Annotated in this window: 25 protein-coding genes and 4 pseudogenes; 10 read left to right on the top strand and 19 right to left on the bottom strand. The window is 63.9% G+C overall.

The annotated features are described in order from the left end of the window. The first annotated feature begins 6 nt into the window (after positions 1-6). The 3 genes from KBY65_RS06295 to KBY65_RS06285 are packed head-to-tail and all read left to right on the top strand — an operon-like array spanning position 7 to position 2,646. Positions 7-972, top strand: a complete 966-nt coding sequence (locus tag KBY65_RS06295; protein WP_094560407.1) for a metal ABC transporter solute-binding protein, Zn/Mn family — start codon at positions 7-9, stop codon at positions 970-972. Continuing rightward, positions 969-1,760 carry a metal ABC transporter ATP-binding protein gene (locus KBY65_RS06290; RefSeq protein ID WP_094560405.1) on the top strand — a complete coding sequence of 264 codons (792 nt, stop codon included), beginning with the start codon at positions 969-971 and terminating at the stop codon, positions 1,758-1,760. The genes KBY65_RS06295 and KBY65_RS06290 overlap by 4 nt, the downstream gene beginning before the upstream one ends. Further along, positions 1,753-2,646, top strand: coding sequence for a metal ABC transporter permease (locus KBY65_RS06285; RefSeq protein ID WP_233128589.1), 894 nt, complete (start codon positions 1,753-1,755; stop codon positions 2,644-2,646). The genes KBY65_RS06290 and KBY65_RS06285 overlap by 8 nt, the downstream gene beginning before the upstream one ends. Here KBY65_RS06285 and KBY65_RS06280 read toward each other — a convergent pair. Then, entirely contained in the window at positions 2,564-3,355 is a 792-nt protein-coding gene (locus KBY65_RS06280) for a metal ABC transporter permease (protein WP_255000898.1), read from the bottom strand. The genes KBY65_RS06285 and KBY65_RS06280 overlap by 83 nt on opposite strands. A gap of 8 nt (positions 3,356-3,363) precedes the next feature. Next, a complete protein-coding gene (locus tag KBY65_RS06275; RefSeq protein WP_158217053.1) occupies positions 3,364-4,011 on the bottom strand; it encodes a metal ABC transporter ATP-binding protein in 648 nt (215 codons plus the stop codon). A 90-nt stretch (positions 4,012-4,101) separates the two neighbouring features. Here KBY65_RS06275 and KBY65_RS06270 point away from each other — a divergent pair, with 90 nt between their 5' ends. Then, entirely contained in the window at positions 4,102-5,046 is a 945-nt protein-coding gene (locus tag KBY65_RS06270) for a metal ABC transporter solute-binding protein, Zn/Mn family (protein ID WP_094560472.1), read from the top strand. Positions 5,047-5,264: 218 nt separating this feature from the next. Further along, the gene (locus KBY65_RS06265; protein WP_255000993.1) at positions 5,265-6,140 is read left to right on the top strand and encodes a hypothetical protein; all 876 of its coding nucleotides are present in this window, start codon (positions 5,265-5,267) and stop codon (positions 6,138-6,140) included. A gap of 51 nt (positions 6,141-6,191) precedes the next feature. Here the strand turns inward: KBY65_RS06265 and KBY65_RS06260 are convergent, their stop codons facing one another. The 4 genes from KBY65_RS06260 to KBY65_RS06245 are packed head-to-tail and all read right to left on the bottom strand — an operon-like array spanning position 6,192 to position 9,491. Continuing rightward, entirely contained in the window at positions 6,192-6,902 is a 711-nt protein-coding gene (locus KBY65_RS06260; RefSeq protein ID WP_094560397.1) for a phosphoesterase, read from the bottom strand. After that, the gene (locus KBY65_RS06255; protein WP_094560395.1) at positions 6,902-7,723 is read right to left on the bottom strand and encodes a metallophosphoesterase family protein; all 822 of its coding nucleotides are present in this window, start codon (positions 7,721-7,723) and stop codon (positions 6,902-6,904) included. Before KBY65_RS06255 ends, KBY65_RS06260 begins: the two co-directional genes overlap by 1 nt. Before the next feature lie 5 nt (positions 7,724-7,728). Then, complete coding sequence (locus KBY65_RS06250; RefSeq protein ID WP_255000896.1) at positions 7,729-8,478, bottom strand: GTP-binding protein; 750 nt, start codon at positions 8,476-8,478, stop codon at positions 7,729-7,731. Next, positions 8,475-9,491 (bottom strand): CobW family GTP-binding protein, encoded by a 1,017-nt coding sequence (locus KBY65_RS06245; protein WP_094560391.1) that lies wholly within the window; start codon positions 9,489-9,491, stop codon positions 8,475-8,477. The genes KBY65_RS06250 and KBY65_RS06245 overlap by 4 nt, the downstream gene beginning before the upstream one ends. Before the next feature lie 110 nt (positions 9,492-9,601). On the opposite strand from KBY65_RS06245, the gene KBY65_RS06240 reads away from it, so the two are divergent. Beyond that, entirely contained in the window at positions 9,602-9,796 is a 195-nt protein-coding gene (locus KBY65_RS06240; protein WP_094560389.1) for a hypothetical protein, read from the top strand. A gap of 606 nt (positions 9,797-10,402) precedes the next feature. On the opposite strand, the gene KBY65_RS06235 is transcribed toward KBY65_RS06240, so the two are convergent. Next, positions 10,403-10,639, bottom strand: a complete 237-nt coding sequence (locus tag KBY65_RS06235; protein WP_255000894.1) for a chlorophyll a/b-binding protein — start codon at positions 10,637-10,639, stop codon at positions 10,403-10,405. A 250-nt stretch (positions 10,640-10,889) separates the two neighbouring features. Continuing rightward, entirely contained in the window at positions 10,890-11,033 is a 144-nt protein-coding gene (locus KBY65_RS06230) for a chlorophyll a/b-binding protein (RefSeq protein WP_094560385.1), read from the bottom strand. Positions 11,034-11,227: 194 nt separating this feature from the next. Between KBY65_RS06230 and KBY65_RS06225 the strand changes: the two genes are divergently transcribed. Then, positions 11,228-11,470, top strand: coding sequence for a hypothetical protein (locus tag KBY65_RS06225; RefSeq protein WP_255000892.1), 243 nt, complete (start codon positions 11,228-11,230; stop codon positions 11,468-11,470). 59 nt (positions 11,471-11,529) lie between these two features. Here the strand turns inward: KBY65_RS06225 and KBY65_RS06220 are convergent, their stop codons facing one another. From KBY65_RS06220 to KBY65_RS06210, 3 genes and pseudogenes are all read right to left on the bottom strand, one after another. Further along, positions 11,530-11,682 carry a hypothetical protein gene (locus tag KBY65_RS06220; protein WP_255000891.1) on the bottom strand — a complete coding sequence of 51 codons (153 nt, stop codon included), beginning with the start codon at positions 11,680-11,682 and terminating at the stop codon, positions 11,530-11,532. A 16-nt stretch (positions 11,683-11,698) separates the two neighbouring features. Continuing rightward, on the bottom strand, positions 11,699-11,959 hold the full coding sequence (locus KBY65_RS06215) for a hypothetical protein (RefSeq protein WP_094560470.1): 261 nt from the start codon (positions 11,957-11,959) through the stop codon (positions 11,699-11,701). A gap of 810 nt (positions 11,960-12,769) precedes the next feature. Continuing rightward, a pseudogene (locus tag KBY65_RS06210) lies at positions 12,770-12,883 on the bottom strand (YccF domain-containing protein); the annotation flags it as partial. A gap of 138 nt (positions 12,884-13,021) precedes the next feature. Between KBY65_RS06210 and KBY65_RS13930 the strand changes: the two are divergent. Further along, positions 13,022-13,924 (top strand): annotated as a pseudogene (locus KBY65_RS13930) (sterol desaturase family protein). Positions 13,925-14,021: 97 nt separating this feature from the next. Here KBY65_RS13930 and KBY65_RS06200 read toward each other — a convergent pair. From KBY65_RS06200 to KBY65_RS06165, 8 genes and pseudogenes are all read right to left on the bottom strand, one after another. Then, positions 14,022-14,444 (bottom strand): type II toxin-antitoxin system VapC family toxin, encoded by a 423-nt coding sequence (locus tag KBY65_RS06200; RefSeq protein ID WP_254988930.1) that lies wholly within the window; start codon positions 14,442-14,444, stop codon positions 14,022-14,024. Between the two features lie 4 nt (positions 14,445-14,448). Beyond that, on the bottom strand, positions 14,449-14,703 hold the full coding sequence (locus KBY65_RS06195; RefSeq protein WP_094560377.1) for a type II toxin-antitoxin system Phd/YefM family antitoxin: 255 nt from the start codon (positions 14,701-14,703) through the stop codon (positions 14,449-14,451). A 155-nt stretch (positions 14,704-14,858) separates the two neighbouring features. Further along, positions 14,859-15,179: pseudogene (locus KBY65_RS06190) on the bottom strand (type II toxin-antitoxin system VapC family toxin); the annotation flags it as partial. 88 nt (positions 15,180-15,267) lie between these two features. Continuing rightward, complete coding sequence (locus KBY65_RS06185; protein WP_255000992.1) at positions 15,268-15,627, bottom strand: type II toxin-antitoxin system VapC family toxin; 360 nt, start codon at positions 15,625-15,627, stop codon at positions 15,268-15,270. Positions 15,628-15,697: 70 nt separating this feature from the next. Continuing rightward, complete coding sequence (locus tag KBY65_RS06180) at positions 15,698-15,991, bottom strand: type II toxin-antitoxin system Phd/YefM family antitoxin (protein WP_233128587.1); 294 nt, start codon at positions 15,989-15,991, stop codon at positions 15,698-15,700. Positions 15,992-16,035: 44 nt separating this feature from the next. Next, positions 16,036-17,691: pseudogene (gene pglZ, locus KBY65_RS06175) on the bottom strand (BREX-1 system phosphatase PglZ type B); the annotation flags it as partial. A gap of 12 nt (positions 17,692-17,703) precedes the next feature. Continuing rightward, a complete protein-coding gene (locus tag KBY65_RS06170) occupies positions 17,704-18,372 on the bottom strand; it encodes a hypothetical protein (RefSeq protein WP_255000887.1) in 669 nt (222 codons plus the stop codon). Next, on the bottom strand, positions 18,372-19,325 hold the full coding sequence (locus KBY65_RS06165; RefSeq protein ID WP_255000886.1) for a sigma factor: 954 nt from the start codon (positions 19,323-19,325) through the stop codon (positions 18,372-18,374). Before KBY65_RS06165 ends, KBY65_RS06170 begins: the two co-directional genes overlap by 1 nt. A 222-nt stretch (positions 19,326-19,547) precedes the next feature. Between KBY65_RS06165 and KBY65_RS06160 the strand changes: the two genes are divergently transcribed. Together KBY65_RS06160 and KBY65_RS06155 are read left to right on the top strand one after the other, a co-directional pair. Continuing rightward, positions 19,548-19,793, top strand: coding sequence for a type II toxin-antitoxin system HicB family antitoxin (locus KBY65_RS06160; RefSeq protein WP_255000884.1), 246 nt, complete (start codon positions 19,548-19,550; stop codon positions 19,791-19,793). 92 nt (positions 19,794-19,885) lie between these two features. Beyond that, positions 19,886-20,098: a hypothetical protein gene (locus KBY65_RS06155; RefSeq protein ID WP_255000883.1), complete on the top strand. Its 213-nt coding sequence runs from the start codon at positions 19,886-19,888 to the stop codon at positions 20,096-20,098. Positions 20,099-20,184 lie beyond the last annotated feature (86 nt).

Genomic DNA, 20,184 nt, shown 5'->3' with positions numbered 1-20,184 from the left:
CTACCGATGGCGCCCATCCACGTTCTGTTGACCCGCGCAGGGGCGATCACTCTCTCGCTGCTTCTGGCGGCCTGCGGAGCGCCCCAGCAGAAGGCTGAGAGTTCCTCCAGCGGCGCCAAGCTGCCGGTGGTCACCACCTTCCTGCCGATCACCCTGTTCACCCGTGCAGTGGCTGGGGATTGCGCCACGGTCACCGCCCTGATCCCGCCCAGCACTGGCCCCCACGATTTCCAGGCCAAGCCCGGAGACCTGAGCGCCCTGCGCCAGGCCAGGGTGCTGGTGAAAAACGGCTTGGAGATGGAGAGCTTCCTCGACAAGCTCGTGGCCTCCGCCGGCAATTCACAGCTGCAGGTGATCGATTCCAGCAGCGGCGTCGCCACGCTGGAAACGGATCACCATGACGCCGCCCAAGGCGAGGAGCACAACCATGGGCATGGCCATGCTCACGGCGCTGTGAATCCCCACATCTGGCTGGATCCCTTGCGGGCGGTGCAGCAGGTGGAGACGATCCGCGACGGTCTGGTGAAGGCCGACCCCAGTTGCGCTGAGGGTTACAAGCGCAACGCAGCGGCATACACCGCCGAGCTGAAGCAGCTCAACAGCGACATCGCCAGCCAACTTGAGCCCTATCGGGGCAAAACGTTTGTGGCTTTCCACGACTTCGCCCCCTACTTCGCCCAGCGCTATGGGCTCAAAGCTGATTACCTGGTGGATGTGCCCGAGCTCAATCCAGCACCGGCTGATCTCCAGCGGGTGGCGGCCGCGGTGAAGACCAGCCAGCTCAAGGCCCTGCTGAGCGAACCCCAGGAAGGCAACCGCTCCTTTAATGCCTTGGCTAAGGATCTAGGGGTGAAGGTGGTGGTGTTTGATCCGATGGAGACAGCCACGGAGGATGCCTCGCGCGATCCCTCGACCTATCTGAAGCTGATGCGCCACAACGTGACTGATCTGCGCCAAGCCTTCGGCCAATGACAGACAACGCCCCAGTGCTGTCGGTTGATGGCCTGAGTGTTCGCCGTGGCGAGCAGCTGGCTGTGGAGCAGGTGAGCTTTCAGCTCGCCCGCGAAACTGACACGGCCCTGGTGGGTCCCAACGGTGCCGGCAAGAGCAGCCTGGTAGCTGCTTTGTTGGGTCTGCTTCCCAGGGCCTCAGGCAACGTGGAGATCCTTGGCCATGCGCTGGGTCCGGCGGGTGAATTGCCCCGTTCGGTGCGTGCCCAGATCGCTTACTTGCCCCAGAGCCTGGCATTGCAGGGCCGCTTCCCCCTCACGGTGGGCGAATTCGTGGGCTTTGGCTTTGATCAACCAGGCCTGAGCTTGGCCTGGCTGGGCAACAAGCGCCGAACCAAGGCCATGCTCCGTGCCCTGGAGCGCACCGGCTGCCAGGACCTGGAGGATCGCCGGCTCAGCGAGCTCTCCGGTGGCCAGCTCAAGCGAGTGTTGCTGGCCTTCTGTGTGGTGCGGCCCCGTCAGCTGCTGGTGCTCGATGAGGCGCAGGCCGGTCTCGATGCCCCCAGCAGCGAGCAGTTCCAGGAGCTGCTGCTGGACCTGCGTCGCCAGGAAGGCTGGACCGTGCTGCAGGTGTCGCACGATCTGGAGATGGTGCGCCGCAGCTGTGATCAGGTGTTGTGCCTAAATCGGCGCCTGCGTTGCAGCGGTGCCCCCGACCATGCCCTCAGCCCAGCGCGGTTGGCCGAGCTCTATGGCCCCAATGTGGTGCCTTACCGCCATAACCATGCCGGGATTGCTGGCCATGGTTGATGCCGCAGGATTGCTGGAGATTGTTGGCCAGCCGTTCATGCAGCGGGCTCTGCTCGGCGGCTTGCTTACCGGCGCCCTAGGTGGGCTATTGGGCAGTTTCGCGGTGCTGCGTCAGCTCTCGTTCTTTAGCGATGCCCTCGGTCATTCCGCCCTGCTGGGCATCAGCCTGGGAATCCTGCTGGGGGTCAATCCCACCTTGGTGCTGATCCCTTTCGCGGTGGTGTTCGCCCTGCTGGTGAACCAGCTGGTGGCCCGCAGCGGCCTACCGGCAGACGCCCTGCTGAACATCGTGTATTCCACCTCTCTGGCCTTTGCGGTGGTGGCGCTGAGCCTGGTGGAGGCCTATCGCGGCGGCATCCAGCAGTTGCTGTTCGGCGACATCCTCGGCATCAGCTGGAGCGATCTGACGGTGATCGCGGTGCTGTTGCTCGGTGCCTTGCTCTATCTCGCCTTGAGCCTGCGGGCCCAGGTGCTGCTCACCCTCAACAGCGATCTCGCCGGAGCCTTCGGGGTGGGAGCCAACCGTCACCGCCTGATCTTCATCGTGCTGCTGGCGGTAGTGGTGGCGGTGTCAATCAAGGCGGTGGGGGTGCTGTTAATCAGCGCCTTTGTGGTGATTCCGGCCTGCGGGGGGCGGCTCGTGAGCCGCCACTTCCCGCTCTATGCCCTCGCCTCAGCCACCTTGGGCGGTGGCTGTGCCTTGCTTGGCCTACTGGGCTCCGGCCTCACCAACCTGCCCTCCGGTCCGTGTGTGGTGATCGTGCAATTCCTGGGCTTTCTGGCGGCGCTGCTGGTGAGCCAGCTCAGTCCCAGGAGCGGGGTGCTGGCTTCAGCCACAGCAGTGGCAAGCAGAAGCAAGCCATCAGGGGCCCGGGAGGCAGGTTGAATCCCAGCGCTAGGCCGCAGCCGGTGACGCCTACCCCCACGCCCAGCCCGGCTACCAGGCGTAGGGCCTGAGCCAAGCTCTCGGCGCGTGAAAGAACTGCCAGAGAAGGGGCGCAGATCAGCGCCATCACCAGGGCTAGGCCCACGGCGGCGGTGGCACTGACTACGACCAGGGCCGTGAGAGCGGCCATCAGCAGCCGCAGGCCGCGCAGCGGCAGTTCGATGTCAGCGGCGCCCTCCGGGTCTAGCCCCAGCCACTGCAGCTGGTGGAAGCGCAGCCGCAGCACCAGTAGGAGTAGGGCCAGGGCCGCTAGCAGGCGCAGCAGGTCTGCGGGGCCTGCCACCAGCAGATCGCCGAACAGCAGGCCATCGAGATCCACCGGCAATTCCAGGCCCTGGACCAGGAGCACCCCCAGTCCGAGGCTGGCGGCCAACACGGTGTTGAGCACGGCCTCCGCCTGGCCGCTGCCGGAGGGGCGGCCCGCCATCAGCAGCTCGGCCAGGAGCACCGCACCGATGGCCCCGCTCATGCCACCCAGCAGCTCCGGCAAGCCAAGGGCCTTGGCTATCACGACGCCGGGCAATACGGCGTAGGCCATTAGATTCGTGGTGAGCACTCGTTGCTGCACCACCAACAGCGTGCCCAGCAGGGGGCACACCAGGCCACACAGCCCGGCCAGGAGGAAGGGAATCAGCCACCAGGGCTCCATCAACACGTTCATTGCCGATCCCCAGGCCCCAGCTGGCCGTGCTCTAGGTGCATTTGCGGCACCTGCTCCAGGCTGCTTGGTAGATCCCCGTGGGCGGTAAGAACCACCGCCGTTCCATCAGCCGCCAGCGCCTGGATCAGGGCGCCGAGCTGCTCGCGGCTGCGGTTGTCAAGGCAGGCAAAGGGTTCATCGAGCAGCAGCACGGCCGCCTGACGGGCCAGGGCGCGGGCGATCAGGGCCCGTTGTCGCTGGCCGCCCGAGAGGCTTGCGATCGGGGCTTTGGCCAAGGCGGCCAGACCCACCTGCTCCAGGGCGGTGTGGCTGCGTTGGGGGTGGCCGCCGCAGCCCAGGCCCACCAAGCCGGCCAGGGTGATTGGGTAGTGCCAGCGCAGGCTTGGGGCCTGGGGCACCAGGGCCAGTCGCCTCCGCTGGCCTTTAAGGGGGCGGCCGCATAGGCGCACCCAGCCTGCGGTGGGCTGCAATTTGCCTTGCAGCAGCTGCAGCAGGGTTGATTTGCCGGCCCCGTTGTCACCCCGTATCAGGGTGCATGAACCGTTCGTGACATCCAGGTTGATGGACCGCAGAACGGCGGTTTTGGCGTAGCCAAAGGCGAGCTGGCGAGCCTGAAGTAAGGGCGCATCCACGGGCGGAGCCAAGAAACAGCGGGGCCAGTGCCCCATGTGGCACCCATTGTGCCTGGCAATGAATGAGAATCGTTATCATTCTCATTGTGCTGCAGGGTGCTGATGTCCGTGGTTTTTGTCAGTCGGGTGTGTCGCCCGGGGCTGCTGGGTGCGCCGGCGTCGGCTCTCGTCACCCTGCTTGCTTGCCTGCCCCCTGCCGCTGCTGCCCCGGCTCCGATGGTGGTAGCCGCTGATGGTGTGCTGTGTGACCTCACCAGCACCCTCGCTGCCGAGCAGGTCAAGGTGCTCTGCCTGATCCCGGCCGGCGCCGATCCCCATCAGGCGGTCCTGCGCCCCCGGGATCGTCAGGCCCTGGCCGAGGCCAAGTTGGTGCTGGTCAATGGCTATGGACTTACCCCTGCCCTGCAACGGGTGAAGATCTCGGCTTCGCGGGTGGCGGTGGCGGAGCTGGCTGTGCCGGAAAGCCCCGGCCGTGATCCGCACGTATGGCACAACAGCAGCCAGGTCGCCGCCATGGTGTCAGTGGTGGAAGAGCGTTTGATCGCACTATTGCCAAGTAGCGCAGCTTCGGGCGTGCGGCAGCGCAGCCAAGCTGCTCGCGCTGTGTTGGATGGGCTTGGCAACTGGACAGGTGCTCAGATCCGCACCGTGCCTGAGTCCACACGAGTTCTGGTTACTGAACACCGTGCATTCAGCAGCTTTGCGCGGCGTTACGGCATCCGGGAATTGCCCCTGCTGGATGCCTACACAACTGCTGGCGCGCTGCGGCCCGCCACTCTCGCCGCGATGACCAAGGCAATCCAGGAATCGGGCACCCGTCAGCTGTTCGCCGAATCATCGCCGGTGTCGAAAACCCTGCGGCGGGTTAGTCGCAGTAGCGGGGTGCCGGTGAATCCCACCCCCCTGGTGGCCGATGGCCTGGCGCCAGGGCGCTCCACCGTGCAGACCGCCACGGGCAATGTCTGCACCTTTGTAAATGGCCAGGGCGGGCGTTGCGATCGCGCCGCTGCCGACCAGCTCGCCCAGCGCTGGGCTGCCATCCGCTGACCCGGGTCGCCGCATCAGTCCCCACCGCGCCAGGCACCCCAGCCTCCAACACCCCAGTTTTGCCTGCATCAGCCATGCCTTTGTTTCGCCCATCCCCGTTGGCTCTGCCGCTTTTTCTGCTGGCCCCAGCTGGGATTGCCCTGGCCTGCGCCTTGCCCGCTCCGGTGCGGGCCCATGGCGCCGCCGGCGGCGCTGAGCTTGCCCCCGGCGAGTTTCTAATGGCCCCGGTGCTCACCATCGAGGGCCATGCCGGCCTGGATAACAACCTGGAGGATCGTCCCCGCCACTACGCCATCGATGGCCTGATTGGTGTGGTGATGGAGTGGGGGCTGCCCAATCGGGGCAGTTTTGCCATCGAAGCCATGATCGGCCCGGCCTTTGTGTGGGGGGAAGCTGAACATTTCTATGGCCGGGTGCATCAACACGATGACCACGACGACCATGCTGGCGACGACGACCATGACCACGACGAGCACGACGACCATGCTGGCGACGACGACCATGACCACGACGACCACGATGTAGCTGAGGGCCATGGCGGTGCCCCTTTCCAGCGCGTCGACATCAAGGGGCAGCTGCAGGCCCGCTATGCCCCGAACGATCGTCTCTCATTCATGGCCGAATGGAAGCCTTATTACGTCACCCGCAACCAGGGGGAAGATGTCAAGGGGCTCAAGAATGAGGTGGGGGTTGGCGTGGTGTGGGCCCTGGGGGATGGCGATGTGAATTTTGCCCTGGGCGATGGCCTCGAAACCATTGCCGATGGCTTTTTTCTATCCCTGGAAAATCGTACGGGCTGGGAATCTGATGGCACCTACATTGGCAACTACACAGACCCATGGCTGGGATTTGGATTCAATGTTGACAAGCTCAATGTGACCCTTACTGGGGGGCCGCGTTTCTATAGCCCCGGCAGCTACTCAGGCCTTTCCAGCCGCACCGACTGGGGTGGTGAGTTGGCACTGGAAGTGCCTGTGAGTCCCGGCACAGTCTTGTTCGCCCACTGGAAGCCGATCTACAGCAGCCAAGGGGGCGATGGTTGGGGCCGTGGCTGGCAGCACCACATCGGCACGGGGGTGACTTTCCGGTTCTGAGTCAGGCGTGGGCCAGCAACTGCCTGCCCAGAATCACGCTGAGCCGTGCCGTCACGCGAACCCCCGTGCCCGCTCCTGGGACCTGCTGCCGGCGGTAAGAAAGTCAAAGCGATCAGTGCCGGGGTCGTAGATGGTGTAGTTGACGCCAGCCCCGATGCCGATCACCTGGCGCTTGGGAACGCTCTGCTGCTGGTGCCGTTGGCCCTCCAGATCCCGCACCTGCGACTCAATGCCGCCGCCAGTGAGTTCGATGCTGAACTGCTGGCCGCTGCGCGCCGTGAACAGCCGGTTCACCTCCATGCGGGTGAGCCGATCAAGCAACAACAGCGGTGAGCTGTCCGGGCCCAGGCTGTCTTCCACGGTGGCCGAGCTGGCATGCAGCAGGGCGCAGTCGAGCTCGATGAAGCCGAACTGCAGCTCCGCCAGCCAGCCCATGTGGCCGGGATCCACGGCCTGGAGCAGGGCATCCACGGCCGTCTCCCCCTGGCTGAGGCGCAGGGCATCGGCTCGCCGCCCGCCCCGGTATCCCCGTTCGGCCAGCAGCTGGTCCTCCCACCAGCCAAATAGGCACTGCGGCTGCAGCTCGCCACGACGCGGCTGCTGCAACCGGCTCAGCAGGGCATCGCAATTACGCGCCGGACCGATCACATCCCCCAGCACAAACAGGGTGTCCACCCGCCGGGTCTGCCGCAGTTCTTCCTGGATGGCCTCATAGACCTCCAGATCACCGCGCAAACCACTGATCAGGGCCCAGCGTGCCATCAGCGCTCACACACGTGGCTGGCGTCATCGGCCCGCTCGGCGTACTCGAAGCCATGGCGCAGGCGCCACGCGAAGATCGCCGGAAGGCCGGATTCGACGATGGCCCGGCAGGTGCGCTCCACGTCGTAGGTCACCTCCCGGATCTCCACGCTGTCCGTTGCTTCGTCGTGAACCACATAGGTGGCGTTGGTGTTGCCATGGCGCGGCTCACCCACCGAGCCGGCGTTGATGATGCGGCGCACCGGCAAATTGATTTCTCTTTCTACGGATGGGCCGCCGCTGGCTACACCTTCCTGCACGCGCACCCTGATCGATCCATCCCGCAGCTCCCTCACATAGGGATGATGGGTATGACCACAGAACAAGGTGTCGGCTCCGGCGGTTTCGACCCGCTCCAGCGCCGCGAAGGCATCCATGTTGGGCAGCAGATATTCGTGCTGACTGTTGGGACTGCCATGGACGAACAGCAGCCGATCGCGTCGCAAGGACATCGGCAGGCTGGCGAGGAAGGCCTTGTTCTCCTCGCTCAGCTGCTCGGCCGTCCACTGATGGGCCAGATGGCCTCGCCGTTCCGCCAGCTGGGAGGGGTAGCTGCAGTCGCAGGCGTTGAGGCCTTCGATGATGTCCTCATCCCAGCAGCCCTGGCAGGTGGGAATGGCGCGCTGACGAATTAGCTCCACCACCTCATTGGGCTGGGGGCCGTAGCCCACCAGATCGCCCAGGCAGGTGATGGTGTCGATGCCCTGTTGGTCGATGTCGGCGAGCACGGCCTCCAGGGCGGCGTGGTTGGCGTGCAGGCAGGAGATCACGGCATGGGCCATGGCGATCAGGCGGCAGGGGATGGATGGGGCAGGGCCTCGCTGAGCAGGCAGTCGGCGAGGGTTCGCTCGATGGCGCCGGGATCGAGATCCTTGCCCTGCACAACGAGGCGCGACAGTCGCTCCGGGCGGCAGTCAGGCGGGGCGATCGTCTGCAAGGGCAGAAACTGGGAGCCCTCCTGGCTCACCATCCAGTTGCAGAAAAAGGCCCGGCCATCGGGCAGGTTCATCAGGGCCTTGGCGCGGTACACATCGCCATAGGCGCCGTTCACCAGTTCAAACCAAAAACTGCTCAGGCTGGCCGGATCCCACACACTCCCAGCGAGGTTCCTTTGCCAGGCCTGCAAACTGCTGAAATCCAGGGTGTCCTGGCGGGGTAAGGCGGTGTCTCTCCCGAAGTGCAAATGCTCGTCGGGCCTGAGATGCAAGGCCTCCAGTTGGGGAATCACGCGCCGGTCCACCCCACCAAGACCCGATTCCGCCGGCGGCTGGAACTGGGGCAGTTCAATCAGCGCCAGAAGGTGCTCCGGCCTTGGTGCCAGGGCCTGATCGAGATCGGTCAGATCCAGCAGCCTCGGGCACTGGTCCTGCAGGTAGGCCAGATCGATACCGCCGTCAGGCGCCTGGGCGAGCCCTTCGTCGGGGTAGCCGGCCAGCCGCAGATACCCGCATGGGCCTCGATGGTTCTGGAGCCGGTTCAGGATCCAGCTGGTTTTACCGCAGCCAGGCGGTCCGGAGATCAGCAGGGTCTGGCTCATGGCAGCGCTACGCAGGCCTCGAGCTGGGCCTTAAGCGTTGCCTGGTCAATGCCCTTGCCGATCACCACCACTTTGGTGTGGCGCTCTGAGCCATCGGGCCAGACGGAGTCATCGATCGTGAAGCGCTTGCCGCAGAGATGAAACAGGTGGCGCCGCTCGCTTTCGCGGAACCAGAGCACCCCTTTGGCGCGGAACACCGTGTCGGGCAGTTGGTTGTCGAGGAAGTGCTGGAAGCGGCGCAGATCAAACGGCGCATCTACCGCCAGGGATACGGAGCTGAAACCCTCCAACTCCGGCGTATGGGCGTGGTGATGGTGATGGGCGTGATCGTGAGGCTCGTGGTGATGCTCGTGGTCGTCCTCGCGCGCGTCCTCGGTGGCCTTCAGCGCCGCCAGGCGATCGGTTTCGAACAGCCCCACGCTCAGCAGCAGGCCCAGGGGAACATCACCACGACTGGCCCGCAGGATGCGAGCGTCGGTTTTGATTGCCCGCAGCTCGGCCTCAACTTCTTTCAGCCGTTCCTCATCCACTAGGTCGGCTTTGTTGAGCAAAAGGATGTCGCCATACACCACCTGGGCGCGAGCGATCGGGCTCTCGAGGGCCGTGGCGCTGAAGTGTTCTGCATCGATCAGGGTGATGATCGAATCGAGCCTCAGCCGATCGCGCAGGTCCCCGGCCATGAAAGTCATGGCCACGGGAAGCGGATCGGCCAGACCGGTGGTTTCCACCACGATCAGATCCAGTGGCTCGGGTCGCTCGAGCACCCGATGCACCGCCTCCTGCAGCTCCCCATTGATCGAGCAGCAGATGCAGCCGTTGCTGAGCTCCACCATCTGATCACTGGTTGCCACCACGAGCTCGTTGTCGATCCCCACCTCGCCGAATTCATTGACCAGCACGGCACTGCGCAGCCCCTGCTGGTTGCTGAGGATGTGGTTGAGCAGGGTGGTCTTGCCTGCGCCGAGGAAGCCGGTGAGCACGGTGACGGGGACCTGGATGACCTGCTGGACCATGGACCACCATCAGCGAGAACGGTTCTCATTCTGCTCGATCGGCGCGGGCCATGTCGACGGCGCAGCTCCCTTGCTGAGGCACGATGTGTACATGTGCACATCTGGTACCCATGTCCGCGCCTCAACGCCACTGCACCTCCACACGGGAAGGCAAGGTCATGCTGTCCTGCTGGATTTCCGAGGAGCTGCGCCAAGAGCTTGATCGGGCCTGGGCCGAGCAAGGTCTGATGCCCCATGGCCGTACGCAGAAGGGCATGGAACAGATGATCAAATACTTTCTTGCTAATCAGTCCTTAGATCAGTAGGCCGTGCCACCGGATTCCATCGATACGTCTTGGAGGCACTGATCGCCTGGTGGTTGATCGATTCGCCTTTGCTGCTGAACCGCGACACTTTGTTTCACCAGTGGCTTGCGCGCCTTCTGGCCTCGGCATCCGGCACATGAAGCCATGGATGGCGAGCACTGTTGATTGGTTGTGAAACTCGAACGTGGCAGCTCAGTCTCTTCTCGCAGCAACAGCCAATCGCCTGCTGTTGGGATCTGATCTGCTCATAGGAAGTCTGGCAAGAGCAGCCCCTGCGCTATGCGCGCCTGGTCGGGTTCCATTGCCCCTTCTGCTCGCTTGCGAGCTGGAAGTAGCAGCCTGCCTGCTCCAGCCCCTCGCTCCGGCTCGAGCATTTCGCAAAGGCCCGTGCCCACTGCCACACCTCTAGATGCGCTGATCAAAACCGCCTATCCAGCAGCCTGGTGGCTAATCCAGTTGGAAGAAGAGCAGCAAAAGCTCGAGCAGCCCTGCGCTGGTCCGTCTAGCCGGCCAGCAGGTGGTGCAAGAGGACGCCGGTTAATCCATTGGCGCCAAAAAAACCCCCAGGCATTACCTAGGGGTCAGAAAACAAAAGCCTGAAGGTGCTCAGAAGCAGAAAGGCAGGAATTGGGTGCGGCAGGCGGCATAGCCATCAACCAAGGCGCCAAGGCCGATCTGATGGGCAATACCAAAACCGGTGAGGCCTTCCACCACGACTCCGATGACGATCCCAAGCATGGCTGCACGGCCGTTAAACAGTTCAACTTGCTTGAGCTGCTCCATGAGGGTCAGCTGTTCGGCGCTGGTATCGAGCGTCTGGTCGTTAGAAGGAGTGTTGGTCATGGCTTTGGGTGGCGGAACAATTGCTGGAAAGCTGAACAAACAAGAGCTAAAAGCTCAATCGGCTAGGTCCGGCTGGTTGAGAGCACCAACAATCCAGGCACCGATAAGGAGAACTGTGATTGCAGAAATCATCCAACCCTCTTAGCCAGGTCCGTAGGACGGCTCAGCACGTAGATCGTCATTGCCGAGAGCACGGCGGTGATCAGGGCAACGACCGAAATTGCAGCGGTGTAGTCGGTTTGCATGGCGTTCAACCCAGGCCAATTTGGGAAAGGATGCCCTGACCTGTCAGGAGCTCGGTGCCAAGACCGATCACAAAACCAAGCATTGCCAAACGGCCATTCCAGGTTTCAGCGAAAGCGACAAACCCGAAGCGAGAAGCGGACTCAGTCATGGTTGCGACGAAGTGTTAACGCCAATGTAACAGGTTGTGAACATGCGGCGCAAGGGGGTGCTCCGCTGTCGTTCGTCCGGCTACCAGTGACGCCTTCTGTCTGCTCCCACTGACAGGAGCAGCAACGGCAAGCCGGCTCCGGCACTCTTGTTGCAGAGCGCCTTGCCACAGCCCTTGGCGCCCGTTTGATCTCCATGACATCTAATCAACCAGGCCGCAGGCATCTCGCGCTAACAGCAGAGCTGGTTTCCGGAGAGCAGCAGTCCATGCAGTCGGACCTTGACTACCGGCTTCTGGAAGCCTCCTACCGTCAATCAGCTGAATATGCCGCGATGGTTCAGCGCTACCCGCTGCTGCGTAGCTGGATCACCGCTTGTGAGTCTTCTGAACTGGTGGGACATCCAGTATCCGTGGGCGATGAGCAACAGGTGGCATAGGTTGGCCGCTGCACCAAAGCAACGCGGTGAAACCCCAATATTCAGAGAGGGACTAGCAGCTAGCCCTCAGCTGAATCCTGAGCTGCGAGGGGATCTGGCAGCCCCTGGGTGATCGCCACGGCGCGTTTGTAAATGGCACTTGAGGTTGCGCCGGCAGCTTCCATGGCGATGCGCATGTTCTGCCAGTACTGCAGTGTGTTGTCTTGCGTCATACGAGCCGCTGCGGTATCAGGCGCAGACGGCTGCTATGCCGCGGCGCCGGCCCAGCGGTTCGATCCATTCGTTGAGCACAAGCTTGTGCTGGACAAGACGACTAGGCAGGCGGCAGCCAAGGTTGATCTGCCCCTCGTCGACCAAGCGACCCAACCGAAGCGCCAGGGCTTCCTCGTGGCGGGCAAAGGCACCCTGCTGGGAAGCAACCCAGGAGATCTCTCGTTCCGTGATCACGCCGCTGGAGAGGGACTCCAGAAAGACTTCCCCGACAGTCATGAGAGCCATGTAACAACTTCGTTACATACTGCCGTGCCCGGCCTGGCTCTGTGGCTCGAGCGGGCTCGGGGACTGGCTGGGGCAGTCGGCTGGCTAGAGCACGCCCCGCAGCCTTGAGGGAAGCCACTTCGCTCTTGAGGGCGGCCGGTTCGTCAAAGACGTCGCTCATCGCCACCTTGGTGGCGTAGGTGCTGTCGGCGTAGTCCTTGCGGATCACCTCCCCTGCCGCTGGTGCATCAGCAGGCAGTTCGATCATTCCCGTGGCGGCAATCTTTGTGGAGCTGCTGCCGCGTTTCAGGAAGGAACCACCCGAACCCATCTGCACGCCACCCGTGGGCTGGGCAACGATCGTCTGATTGAAGGTGGTATTCGCTGAGGTCGTCGTCCACAGGTTGGTGGTGTTGCTGCGCAGGGCAACGCCACCACTGCCACCGAACTAGTTGTAGCCCGTGCTGCCGTACGAGAAGCTGGCAATCGTGGTGGGCAGGGTGATGCCACCCGTCATCGTTCCGCCGGCCAACGGCAGGTAGGTGCCAGCAGCCGTCTTGCTGTCGACGTAGGCCTTATTGGCGAGGTGGTTGTCGGCTGTTGGAGCGGTCCCGCAGAGGGGGATCTTGCTGAACGTCTGCTGCCCATCACCAGCGATCAGGATGCCGTTGTGACCTGAGGGCAGCTGCAGCCGCACGTAATTGGCTGTGTCCTGATACCAGTAGGCATCAATGCCATTGAAGCCACTGCCCATGTCGGTGGGTGGCAGCCGCAGCGGTGAACCCGTGGCGCTGGCCGACCAGTTCTTAAGGCCCTGTTCATTCAGCGGCGCCCCGGAACCACCTGCATCCCGATCGGTGCCAGGGCGATCAGCGCCAACTTGATGTGCTGGATCCCAAAGGGGATGCCGATGATCGTCACAAAGCAGCCCCTGGCCCAGGCCCATCACAAGGCCCCCCGGCACAAACAGAGGACGTTGAGCAGAAAACGGAGCATGGGTCCGGTCGCGGCGCTCTCCAGTTGCCTGCCACACCTTGGCGTGTAGCTGTGGTTGGTTTGGTGGCAGATCCACACATGCCGCATCACTGCGGCAGCTTTGGGGTCCTGTTTCTCTCTAGCCTGAAATTTCAGAACGTAGCGAACGATATCGGCATCGGAATCATCCAGCCACCGCTTCAGGATCACCCCGCTTTTGATGGGTTCGGGTGGACATGGGCAGAGCATTCCTTCGGGGGTGACAGCCTTGTGTTTTTTCTGATCATCCTGGCTCGCTATTTCCTTGCTGCCGGAGGGTGTTGGTACCTGGTTCGTGTCTGCCGTTCCCGTGTCAAATCTGCATCGTCGGATCTTCAGAACCGGAGGATCCGAGACGGAATCCACCATGACATCCGCTTGTCAGTGCTCTCGGCAGCGGTGTTCGCCCTTGCCGCTGCTGCGGTGCTGGGGCTGCAAGCCCATGGCATGACGCGGCTCTACGCGGATGTCGAGCCCAACACCTGGTGGTATCTGGGCGTGAGTTATCTCACAGTGCTCATCTTGCAGGACGCAGCATTTTACTTCACTCACCGCCTATTCCATCACCCAGTTCTGTATGCCCTGTTTCACCGGGGGCACCACCGCTCCCGCCGGCCCACACCCTGGACATCCTTTGCGTTCGATCCTCCAGAAGCCTTAGTGCAGTAGTTGTTTCTGGTGTTGGTTGTGATGCTGATTTCCCTGCACTTGATCACCCTGCTGGCTGTGCTCAGCACCATGACCGTGTGGGCAATTGTGAACCACCTCGATCTTGAGTACCTGCCACGCCGATTCCCCCACCACTGGCTGGGCCGCTGGGTGATCGGGCCGGCGCACCACGCCCTGCACCACCACCGCCCGTCGGTGCACTTTGGGCTCTACTTCACGTTCTGGGACCAGGTTTGCAACACGCATGATGCGGGCTACTCCACGGGTCTGAACGCTTCTGCGACGACGACCTGATCGGGCCAAGGCTCAGGTCAACGATGTTGGTGCGCATCAACCCCACGGAGGTAGGAACCCTGGCCCGAGATGCTTCTGCCGCAGGCTCAGAACCTGCTCAGGCCTCACGCCCCCGAGTGGTGAATGGATTGATCAGCACCACGCCAAATCGGCTGAAATCAGCCTCGTTGCGTGTGACGACCGTGAGCTGATGAACCCTGGCAATCGCAGCGATCATGGCGTCCTCGTAGAGGGTGTCGGATTGCCGATGCATGAGCTGGGCCCAGCAGCGAAAAGCCGCTCCATCCATCGGCAGGATGTTGTAAGTGCAGCTCACCTGAACGAGCCACTGCTCGATCTCGGCGGCCTTGGCAGGGTCCTGTTCGCGGGTGAGTTCGATGCCTGCCTGGATCTCGCCAAGGGTCACGCTGGCTAGATGGAGGTCAGCGTCGTGGACGCTGTGGAGCCAGGCGAGCACAGCGCCATGGGGGTGCGGCTTGCGCAGCTCCGAAACCACGTTGGTGTCCAGCAGAAACGCCACAGGACTACAGGGCTGGCACAGAGCGCCGACGGGCCTGGCCCCGGGGCGGCACCAACATCTCGCTGCGGGCGCCTGGGCTCAGCAACAGATCTTTCAGGCTGGGCCGTGCAGCTGCCTGGAGACGACGCCACTCATCAATGGGCACAAGCACGGCGGCTTCACAGCCCCGCCGCGACACCACCTGGGGCCCCTCACGCTGACAGGTGTCGAGCAGCTCGCTGAAACGCGCTTTGGCGTGCTGAACAGGCCAGACCGTCATTGAGGCCTCAACCATTGACTAGTTGGATGACCAGTCTAAGCGGGCACATGGCCCGATCCTTGACGAGGTGTGTGGACCGGCGCAGCTCGTCCAGGGTTGGAGGCGATAAAGCACGTCGCCGATCTCCTGCGCAAAGGCAACGTCCAGAACAACGTTCATGGCGTCAACACCTCCACGCTGCAGCGCAGGCCCGGTGCTCGGGCGGCCCGGCTATCGGCCGTGAGCGGCGTGGCGCCCAGCTGCTCGGCCAGGGCCACATAGAGCGCGTCGTAGGCGCTGAGGTTGGTGCGCAGGTCCCAGGCCCGTGGCCAGAGATGGCGGCTGGGATGGCGCCGCAAGCCGATTTGCTGGGCCGTGGCCAGGGCCTGCAGCACGTGCTTTTCGGGTAACTGATCTGCCAGCACGAGCCGCCGCAACACCGAGAGCAGCTCGGCATCGATCAACTCAGGGGCCTCGAGGCTGGCATCGGCCAATCTGGCCCGGGCTGCGCCATAAAGCCATCAAAGGCCTTGGCACCGAGCTGGTCGAGATGGTCCATCTCACTGGTGTTGGCTGGTGAAGCGGTCATGGCAACACCTCCAGCTGGAGGAGCTGGGCGGCCTGATTCAGTCGACGGTCGTAGCAGGCGAAGGTGACAGGTTGTTCGGAGTTGACGTGCAGTTCATGGGCAGCGGCGAGCTGCACGCTGTCGTATCCGCGAAGGGCAAAGACGTCGGCAAAGCGCCCAGCCGTTTCCACCAATGGCTGGCTGACTTCCACAATGGTGAAGGTCTTCCAGGATTGGATCAGGTGCTGCCGGGCCTGTTCGAGATCTTCGTTGCAGACCGGGTCTTCCCGCTGGAGGCGAGCAAGGGCAGCCATTGTTTCGGCCCAGCTGATCCGGCAGACCCCGATGGCATCAACAGTGCTGCTGACCTGCTTCATCTGATCTGATTGGGCTTCGTCAACCAGCAACTTCATCAGCGCGCTGGTGTCACAGAAAAGGATCACCAGCTCAACCCCGATCCTCAATCACGATGTCGCTGAGCAACTTCCCTTGCCCCCGCAACTTCACGGGAGGGGGCAAGTTGGGCTTCTGACCATTCCAGCTGATCAGGCCCGCATCAATCGCTTTTTGCAGCGGGCTGGTTATCCCTGAGTCCGCTGGCTTCACAGCGGTGATGCGGGCGATGGGTTTGCGATGGGAGGTGACTTCCACCACCTCACCGGACTGGGCACGGGCCAGCCATTCGGAGAGGTGGGTTTTGAGATCCCTCACCGACACCTGACTTGCGACCACATCTGCCATGCCTGACTCCGCCGATGCGACCACACTAGGCCGGATTTTGCTATTCACGCTTCTCCTCCAACCACGGTGCGGCGTTGGGCGATCACCCGGCCATCAGGGCTCAACAGCACCGCCACCACCGCTGCACCTTCCAGCTCGTCATCCTCGACCAGCAACCGGGCAGCGCCATCGTCGATGGGTTTGGCGGTGGTGGCCACCGAGGGGCCGCCGGCGGCATCGCGGCGGAGGTCGGCCTTCACGCCAGTGGTGGCTCCGCTGACCTCCAGATTGCAGCGCATGCCCTTCCAACTGATCTCGGTGATGGCCGCAGCCGGCGCGTTGCTCGCTCCACCGGAAACGACCAGTACAGGAGTGAGGCACTCCTGCAGGCTGATGCCGCCGTGGGCATAGGAGTTCGTGCTGCCGGTGTTGAAGCAGGCGGCGCCGTTGGGGGTGGCGAACTGTTCGCTGGGGTTCCAGCTCCAGGCGGCGGTGGGCACCGGCACTTGGGATTCGCCCTTAATGGCGGCGCAGCGGGCCCACTTGCTGGCGGTGAGCTGCTTGGGCAGCTCGGCGGTGGGAAGGCCATCGGGGCAGAACAGCCAGCCGTGGTCGGTGACGACCTTCACGGAACGCCAACCGGCATCCAGCAGCTTCTGGATGCGAAGCGCCAGCCGTTCGATCTTCGAATGGATCTGGCGCGGCAGGTCGTTCTGGAGCTGATGGCCGCGGTGGTCGAGGTCGCCGGTCTCCAGCCAGCCGCGAGCCTCAGCACTGGAGGGGAGGTTCAACTCGTCGTCGCCCAGGACCGTGTAGCCAAGAGCTGTGAGGGCCTTGCGGATCTCGGCGGCACTGGTGGCCTTGCTGGAGCGGAACGCTGGGGCGAAGTCTTCCGGCAGTGCCTGGCCCAGGATCTCGCCGATCAGGGGCGTGATGGCGGGCTTGGCTGTGGCGGTGACCGTGGGCAAAGCGGCCCAGCGCGTGCTGAGGCTGCCCGTGATGCCCATCACCTCCAGTTCCTTTTGCAGCTGCCGCGCCACGTCGTAGCGGAGGCCGTCGGCAAACAGCAGCACCTCCCCGGGCTCGGCGGTGATGGCGCCTTGCTCTGCAGGGGTCGGCAGACCACTGCTTGCCACGGCTTTCTGGAAGCGACTGGCGCTGTCATCCAGCCAGGGGCGCAGCAGGGCCGCCACCGCCTTGCGCACCACCTCCTCCTGCGCGGTCTGGGCCATGGCCATCGCCTGCCAGGCGGAGAGATCAGCCTCCCAGCCATCGGTGGTGTAAGGCTCGATGAACTCCTGGGGGGTGTTCCCCACCAGGGGATGGTCAGCCCGCTGGGCCAGGCGACCGAGAGGTGCGAGCACTTGTGCCATCGGGGAAAGGCCCAGCTGGGCCCAGATCCAGCTGCGCCGTTCACCGTGCTGGCCCTCCAGCTCCCGCACACAGCGGCACGCCTCGGCATGGGACTTGCCAGCCAGGCCCTGCAAGGCAGTGAGCACCTGGTCTTCACAGGCGGCGTTGTGGGAAGGCCAGCGGGAAAGGTCGTGAGCCCCAACAGCCAGGCCCATCTGAGCGGGCTCCACCCGGCGCAGCAGCTCGGGGAGCCCTGGGAAGGCGGCTGGAGTCTCCGAGAAGCGCTGCCAGACCTTGCCCCAGTTGCCTTCGCCCTTGGCCAACCGTTCCGCGGCAGTGAGCTCGCCGTCCTTGCCAGGATCGAGCTTGAGGTCTTTCTTTCAGATGGAGGTGAGTGCGCTCCAGCGTTCCTCACCACAGCGCAGCTGGAAGGCCGGGGGATCCGCCATCCACTGCAGCAGGTCGCGGATGGGGTCGTCAGCCAGGAGGGCATCGAAGTCGTCCGCCTCCAGCTTTTTGCCCCGCAACTGCTCCAGCGGCACGACGGCCAGCTCACTGAGCGCACGACTGAGTGCGGCTTTGGTGGTCTGATCGTTGGCCAGGTCGAGACCCAGGGCATCGCCGGAAGCGAGGAAGGCGGCGAGAGTCCAGTCGCGCCCGTTGCGCTGCAACCAGAGGCTGCCGCGGAACATCAACTCGATCAGCGGCTCCAGGGCCCAGGGGCAGCCCTCACCGGCCCGTAGTTCCTGGCGGCTGACGCCTGGCAGATAGACCACAGGGACTCTGTCGGCTGCGGCATCGGGAGCGGGCAGGCTCCGGTCCACCAGGCAACGCAGCCACAAAGCAGGACCCAGCCGATGCTCTGGGTCGTAGTCCCCCAGGCAGAGCAGCTCAGGCAGCTGCTGCCGCAACAGGGGGATCAGCGGTTTCCACTCGCCTTTTGGGTCTGTCCAGAGGATCGCAGCCGGCGCCTCCTCGGCATCGCCATGGACGTTGCAGCCACGGAGCTTGTCGATCAGCGCGGCCAGCAGGGTGCGGGGGGAGGTCATCAGCCTTCGCCCTCCTGGTTCAGGGGCGTTGACGGAGCCTCAAGCTGAAAACCCTTTGCGCGTAGGCGGAGATCGTTCTCTTCTGCTGCCTTAGCTGCGCGATTTCGGAGGCCGTCAGCCGTTCGGAAACCACTGAGGTAACTGGCTTCGTTGGCTGTGAGGGCACCGGGGTCGATGCCGAAGGTGTGTTGGATGGCATCGGGGAACCTCTCGCGCAAACGGCGGGTGACCAGCGGTTCAGGCTTGAGGGGCTTGAGCCTGCCTGCGTTCACCAGCGTAATGACCGCAGCCACTTTGCCACCAGCGGCCTGGATGTAGTCGGCCAGTTCCGCCAGGGTGCCCCCAAGGCAGGTGACGTCATCGACCAGGGCGTAGGCGGTGCCAGGGGTGACGGGGCCATCGAACTGGGGCCGAAGCAGCAGGCGCTCCATCGCCTTGGCACCGGTGTGGAACACGCGGGAGGCCTGCACGATCTCGGTTTCCACCTCACCGTGCAGCACTTCGGCGCAGGCGGTGGCGAGCATCAGAGGGATGGCGTTGTCACCGGGGGCGGCCAGCTGATCGAGCAGGAAGGGCTCGCCATCGGCCTGGGCATCGAGGCTGCTGTGGCCCAGGGGGCAATCACCTGCTTCGTGAACCTGCCTGGGCACACGCACCAGGCGGACCCGATCGCGCAGGTGATGCTGCAGGGCACCGCTGATGCAGCGGCGCAAATAGGGCGCCGCTGGCTCGCCCGCGCGGCAACGGGGAGCGGAGCGGACCAGGGCCTCACGGGCCACCTGGATCAGATCATCCCGCTCCACCAGTGGGAACAGGCGCCGGGCAGCAGCGGAAGCGATGGCATCAGCGAGGGGCAGGTGCTCCAGCACCAAGGCATTGCGGGCCTTGAGGGCCGAGCGGCTGAGGGCCTTGGCTTGCTGCTTGCGGCGGGAGGGGGAAAAAGGAGAAGCCATCTGGGGGACGGCGGAGAACCCCACCCCCAACGGCCGGCCGCAGTGCCGTGGCAAGGACGCCCAGTAGGGGCGCATGGCCCGATCCTTGACACGGCGTGAGGACTGGACGAGGGAATGAGGTGGGTGTGTGCCGGGCCGGTGGCGATCCAATCCCCTCGTGGTCAGTGCTGCTGGCTGGCGCTCAGCAAAAGCCCCAGACTGGAAGCACGTCGCTCAACGCCGATGAGCACTGCAACAGCCCAACGACTCACGGCGATCCTTCACCGCGAGGAGGAGGTAGTCGTGGCCGAGTGCCCGGAGGTGGGAACCGTGAGCCAGGGCGACACCGTGAAAGAGGCCCTGGCCAACCTGCGGGAGGCCACCGAGCTGTTCATGGAGGAGCTTCCCCAGCCGGTGCTGGTGGGGCCTGTGCTCACCGACGAGGCGGCGACCCTGGGCTGGATGCCGATTCAGTTCTGGCTGCCCTAGAGCAGTCGCTCTGAGCAGGGGCCGCCACTCTCCGGTGACCGCTAGCTAGGCCTGACAGAATGGAGCAAGCCCTCTGACCTGGAGCGGGAGCGATGACGCAAGCCTTGTCGGCCGCGGTTGCAACTGCTGCCCAGCTTCCTGAGGAGGAACAGGATGCTCTGGCGGCGATCCTCCTAGAGGAAATGGAATCGGAAGAGCGCTGGAGCACACTCTTTGCCGACTCGCAGAATCTGCTGGAGCGGATGGCCAATGAAGCCATTCAGAATCTCCAGGCGGGCCGGGTTCAGCCCATCGACCAGTTGTAGTGAACTCGGTTACAACCGACCAGTTCCGACAGCTCTACATCCAGGCGCCCCTTGAGAGGAGGCGGAAAATCAGGCGCGCCTACCAA

Origin of the sequence: Cyanobium sp. Alchichica 3B3-8F6, from assembly GCF_024346435.1 — a bacterium.
Classification (GTDB): Bacteria; Cyanobacteriota; Cyanobacteriia; order PCC-6307; family Cyanobiaceae; genus Cyanobium_A.
The sequence above is the reverse complement of the archived record's forward strand: the minus strand, read 5'-3'. Positions and strand labels throughout refer to the sequence as shown.

Bases quoted from the DNA above. Each gene is read 5' to 3' on its own strand.
- KBY65_RS06180 (WP_233128587.1), bottom strand. From the start codon at position 15,991: ATGGCAGATGTGGTCGCAAGTCAGGTGTCGGTGAGGGATCTCAAAACC.
- KBY65_RS06225 (WP_255000892.1), top strand. From the start codon at position 11,228: ATGACATCTAATCAACCAGGCCGCAGGCATCTCGCGCTAACAGCAGAG.
- KBY65_RS06260 (WP_094560397.1), bottom strand. From the start codon at position 6,902: ATGGCACGCTGGGCCCTGATCAGTGGTTTGCGCGGTGATCTGGAGGTC.
- KBY65_RS06295 (WP_094560407.1), top strand. From the start codon at position 7: ATGGCGCCCATCCACGTTCTGTTGACCCGCGCAGGGGCGATCACTCTC.
- KBY65_RS06240 (WP_094560389.1), top strand. From the start codon at position 9,602: ATGTCCGCGCCTCAACGCCACTGCACCTCCACACGGGAAGGCAAGGTC.
- KBY65_RS06255 (WP_094560395.1), bottom strand. From the start codon at position 7,723: ATGGCCCATGCCGTGATCTCCTGCCTGCACGCCAACCACGCCGCCCTG.
- KBY65_RS06170 (WP_255000887.1), bottom strand. From the start codon at position 18,372: ATGACCTCCCCCCGCACCCTGCTGGCCGCGCTGATCGACAAGCTCCGT.
- KBY65_RS06285 (WP_233128589.1), top strand. From the start codon at position 1,753: ATGGTTGATGCCGCAGGATTGCTGGAGATTGTTGGCCAGCCGTTCATG.
- KBY65_RS06230 (WP_094560385.1), bottom strand. From the start codon at position 11,033: ATGACTGAGTCCGCTTCTCGCTTCGGGTTTGTCGCTTTCGCTGAAACC.
- KBY65_RS06195 (WP_094560377.1), bottom strand. From the start codon at position 14,703: ATGACGGTCTGGCCTGTTCAGCACGCCAAAGCGCGTTTCAGCGAGCTG.
- KBY65_RS06155 (WP_255000883.1), top strand. From the start codon at position 19,886: ATGACGCAAGCCTTGTCGGCCGCGGTTGCAACTGCTGCCCAGCTTCCT.
- KBY65_RS06270 (WP_094560472.1), top strand. From the start codon at position 4,102: ATGTCCGTGGTTTTTGTCAGTCGGGTGTGTCGCCCGGGGCTGCTGGGT.
- KBY65_RS06220 (WP_255000891.1), bottom strand. From the start codon at position 11,682: ATGACGCAAGACAACACACTGCAGTACTGGCAGAACATGCGCATCGCC.
- KBY65_RS06280 (WP_255000898.1), bottom strand. From the start codon at position 3,355: ATGGAGCCCTGGTGGCTGATTCCCTTCCTCCTGGCCGGGCTGTGTGGC.
- KBY65_RS06160 (WP_255000884.1), top strand. From the start codon at position 19,548: ATGAGCACTGCAACAGCCCAACGACTCACGGCGATCCTTCACCGCGAG.
- KBY65_RS06235 (WP_255000894.1), bottom strand. From the start codon at position 10,639: ATGACCAACACTCCTTCTAACGACCAGACGCTCGATACCAGCGCCGAA.
- KBY65_RS06185 (WP_255000992.1), bottom strand. From the start codon at position 15,627: ATGAAGCAGGTCAGCAGCACTGTTGATGCCATCGGGGTCTGCCGGATC.
- KBY65_RS06215 (WP_094560470.1), bottom strand. From the start codon at position 11,959: ATGACTGTCGGGGAAGTCTTTCTGGAGTCCCTCTCCAGCGGCGTGATC.
- KBY65_RS06250 (WP_255000896.1), bottom strand. From the start codon at position 8,478: ATGAGCCAGACCCTGCTGATCTCCGGACCGCCTGGCTGCGGTAAAACC.
- KBY65_RS06290 (WP_094560405.1), top strand. From the start codon at position 969: ATGACAGACAACGCCCCAGTGCTGTCGGTTGATGGCCTGAGTGTTCGC.
- KBY65_RS06245 (WP_094560391.1), bottom strand. From the start codon at position 9,491: ATGGTCCAGCAGGTCATCCAGGTCCCCGTCACCGTGCTCACCGGCTTC.
- KBY65_RS06265 (WP_255000993.1), top strand. From the start codon at position 5,265: ATGGCCCCGGTGCTCACCATCGAGGGCCATGCCGGCCTGGATAACAAC.
- KBY65_RS06165 (WP_255000886.1), bottom strand. From the start codon at position 19,325: ATGGCTTCTCCTTTTTCCCCCTCCCGCCGCAAGCAGCAAGCCAAGGCC.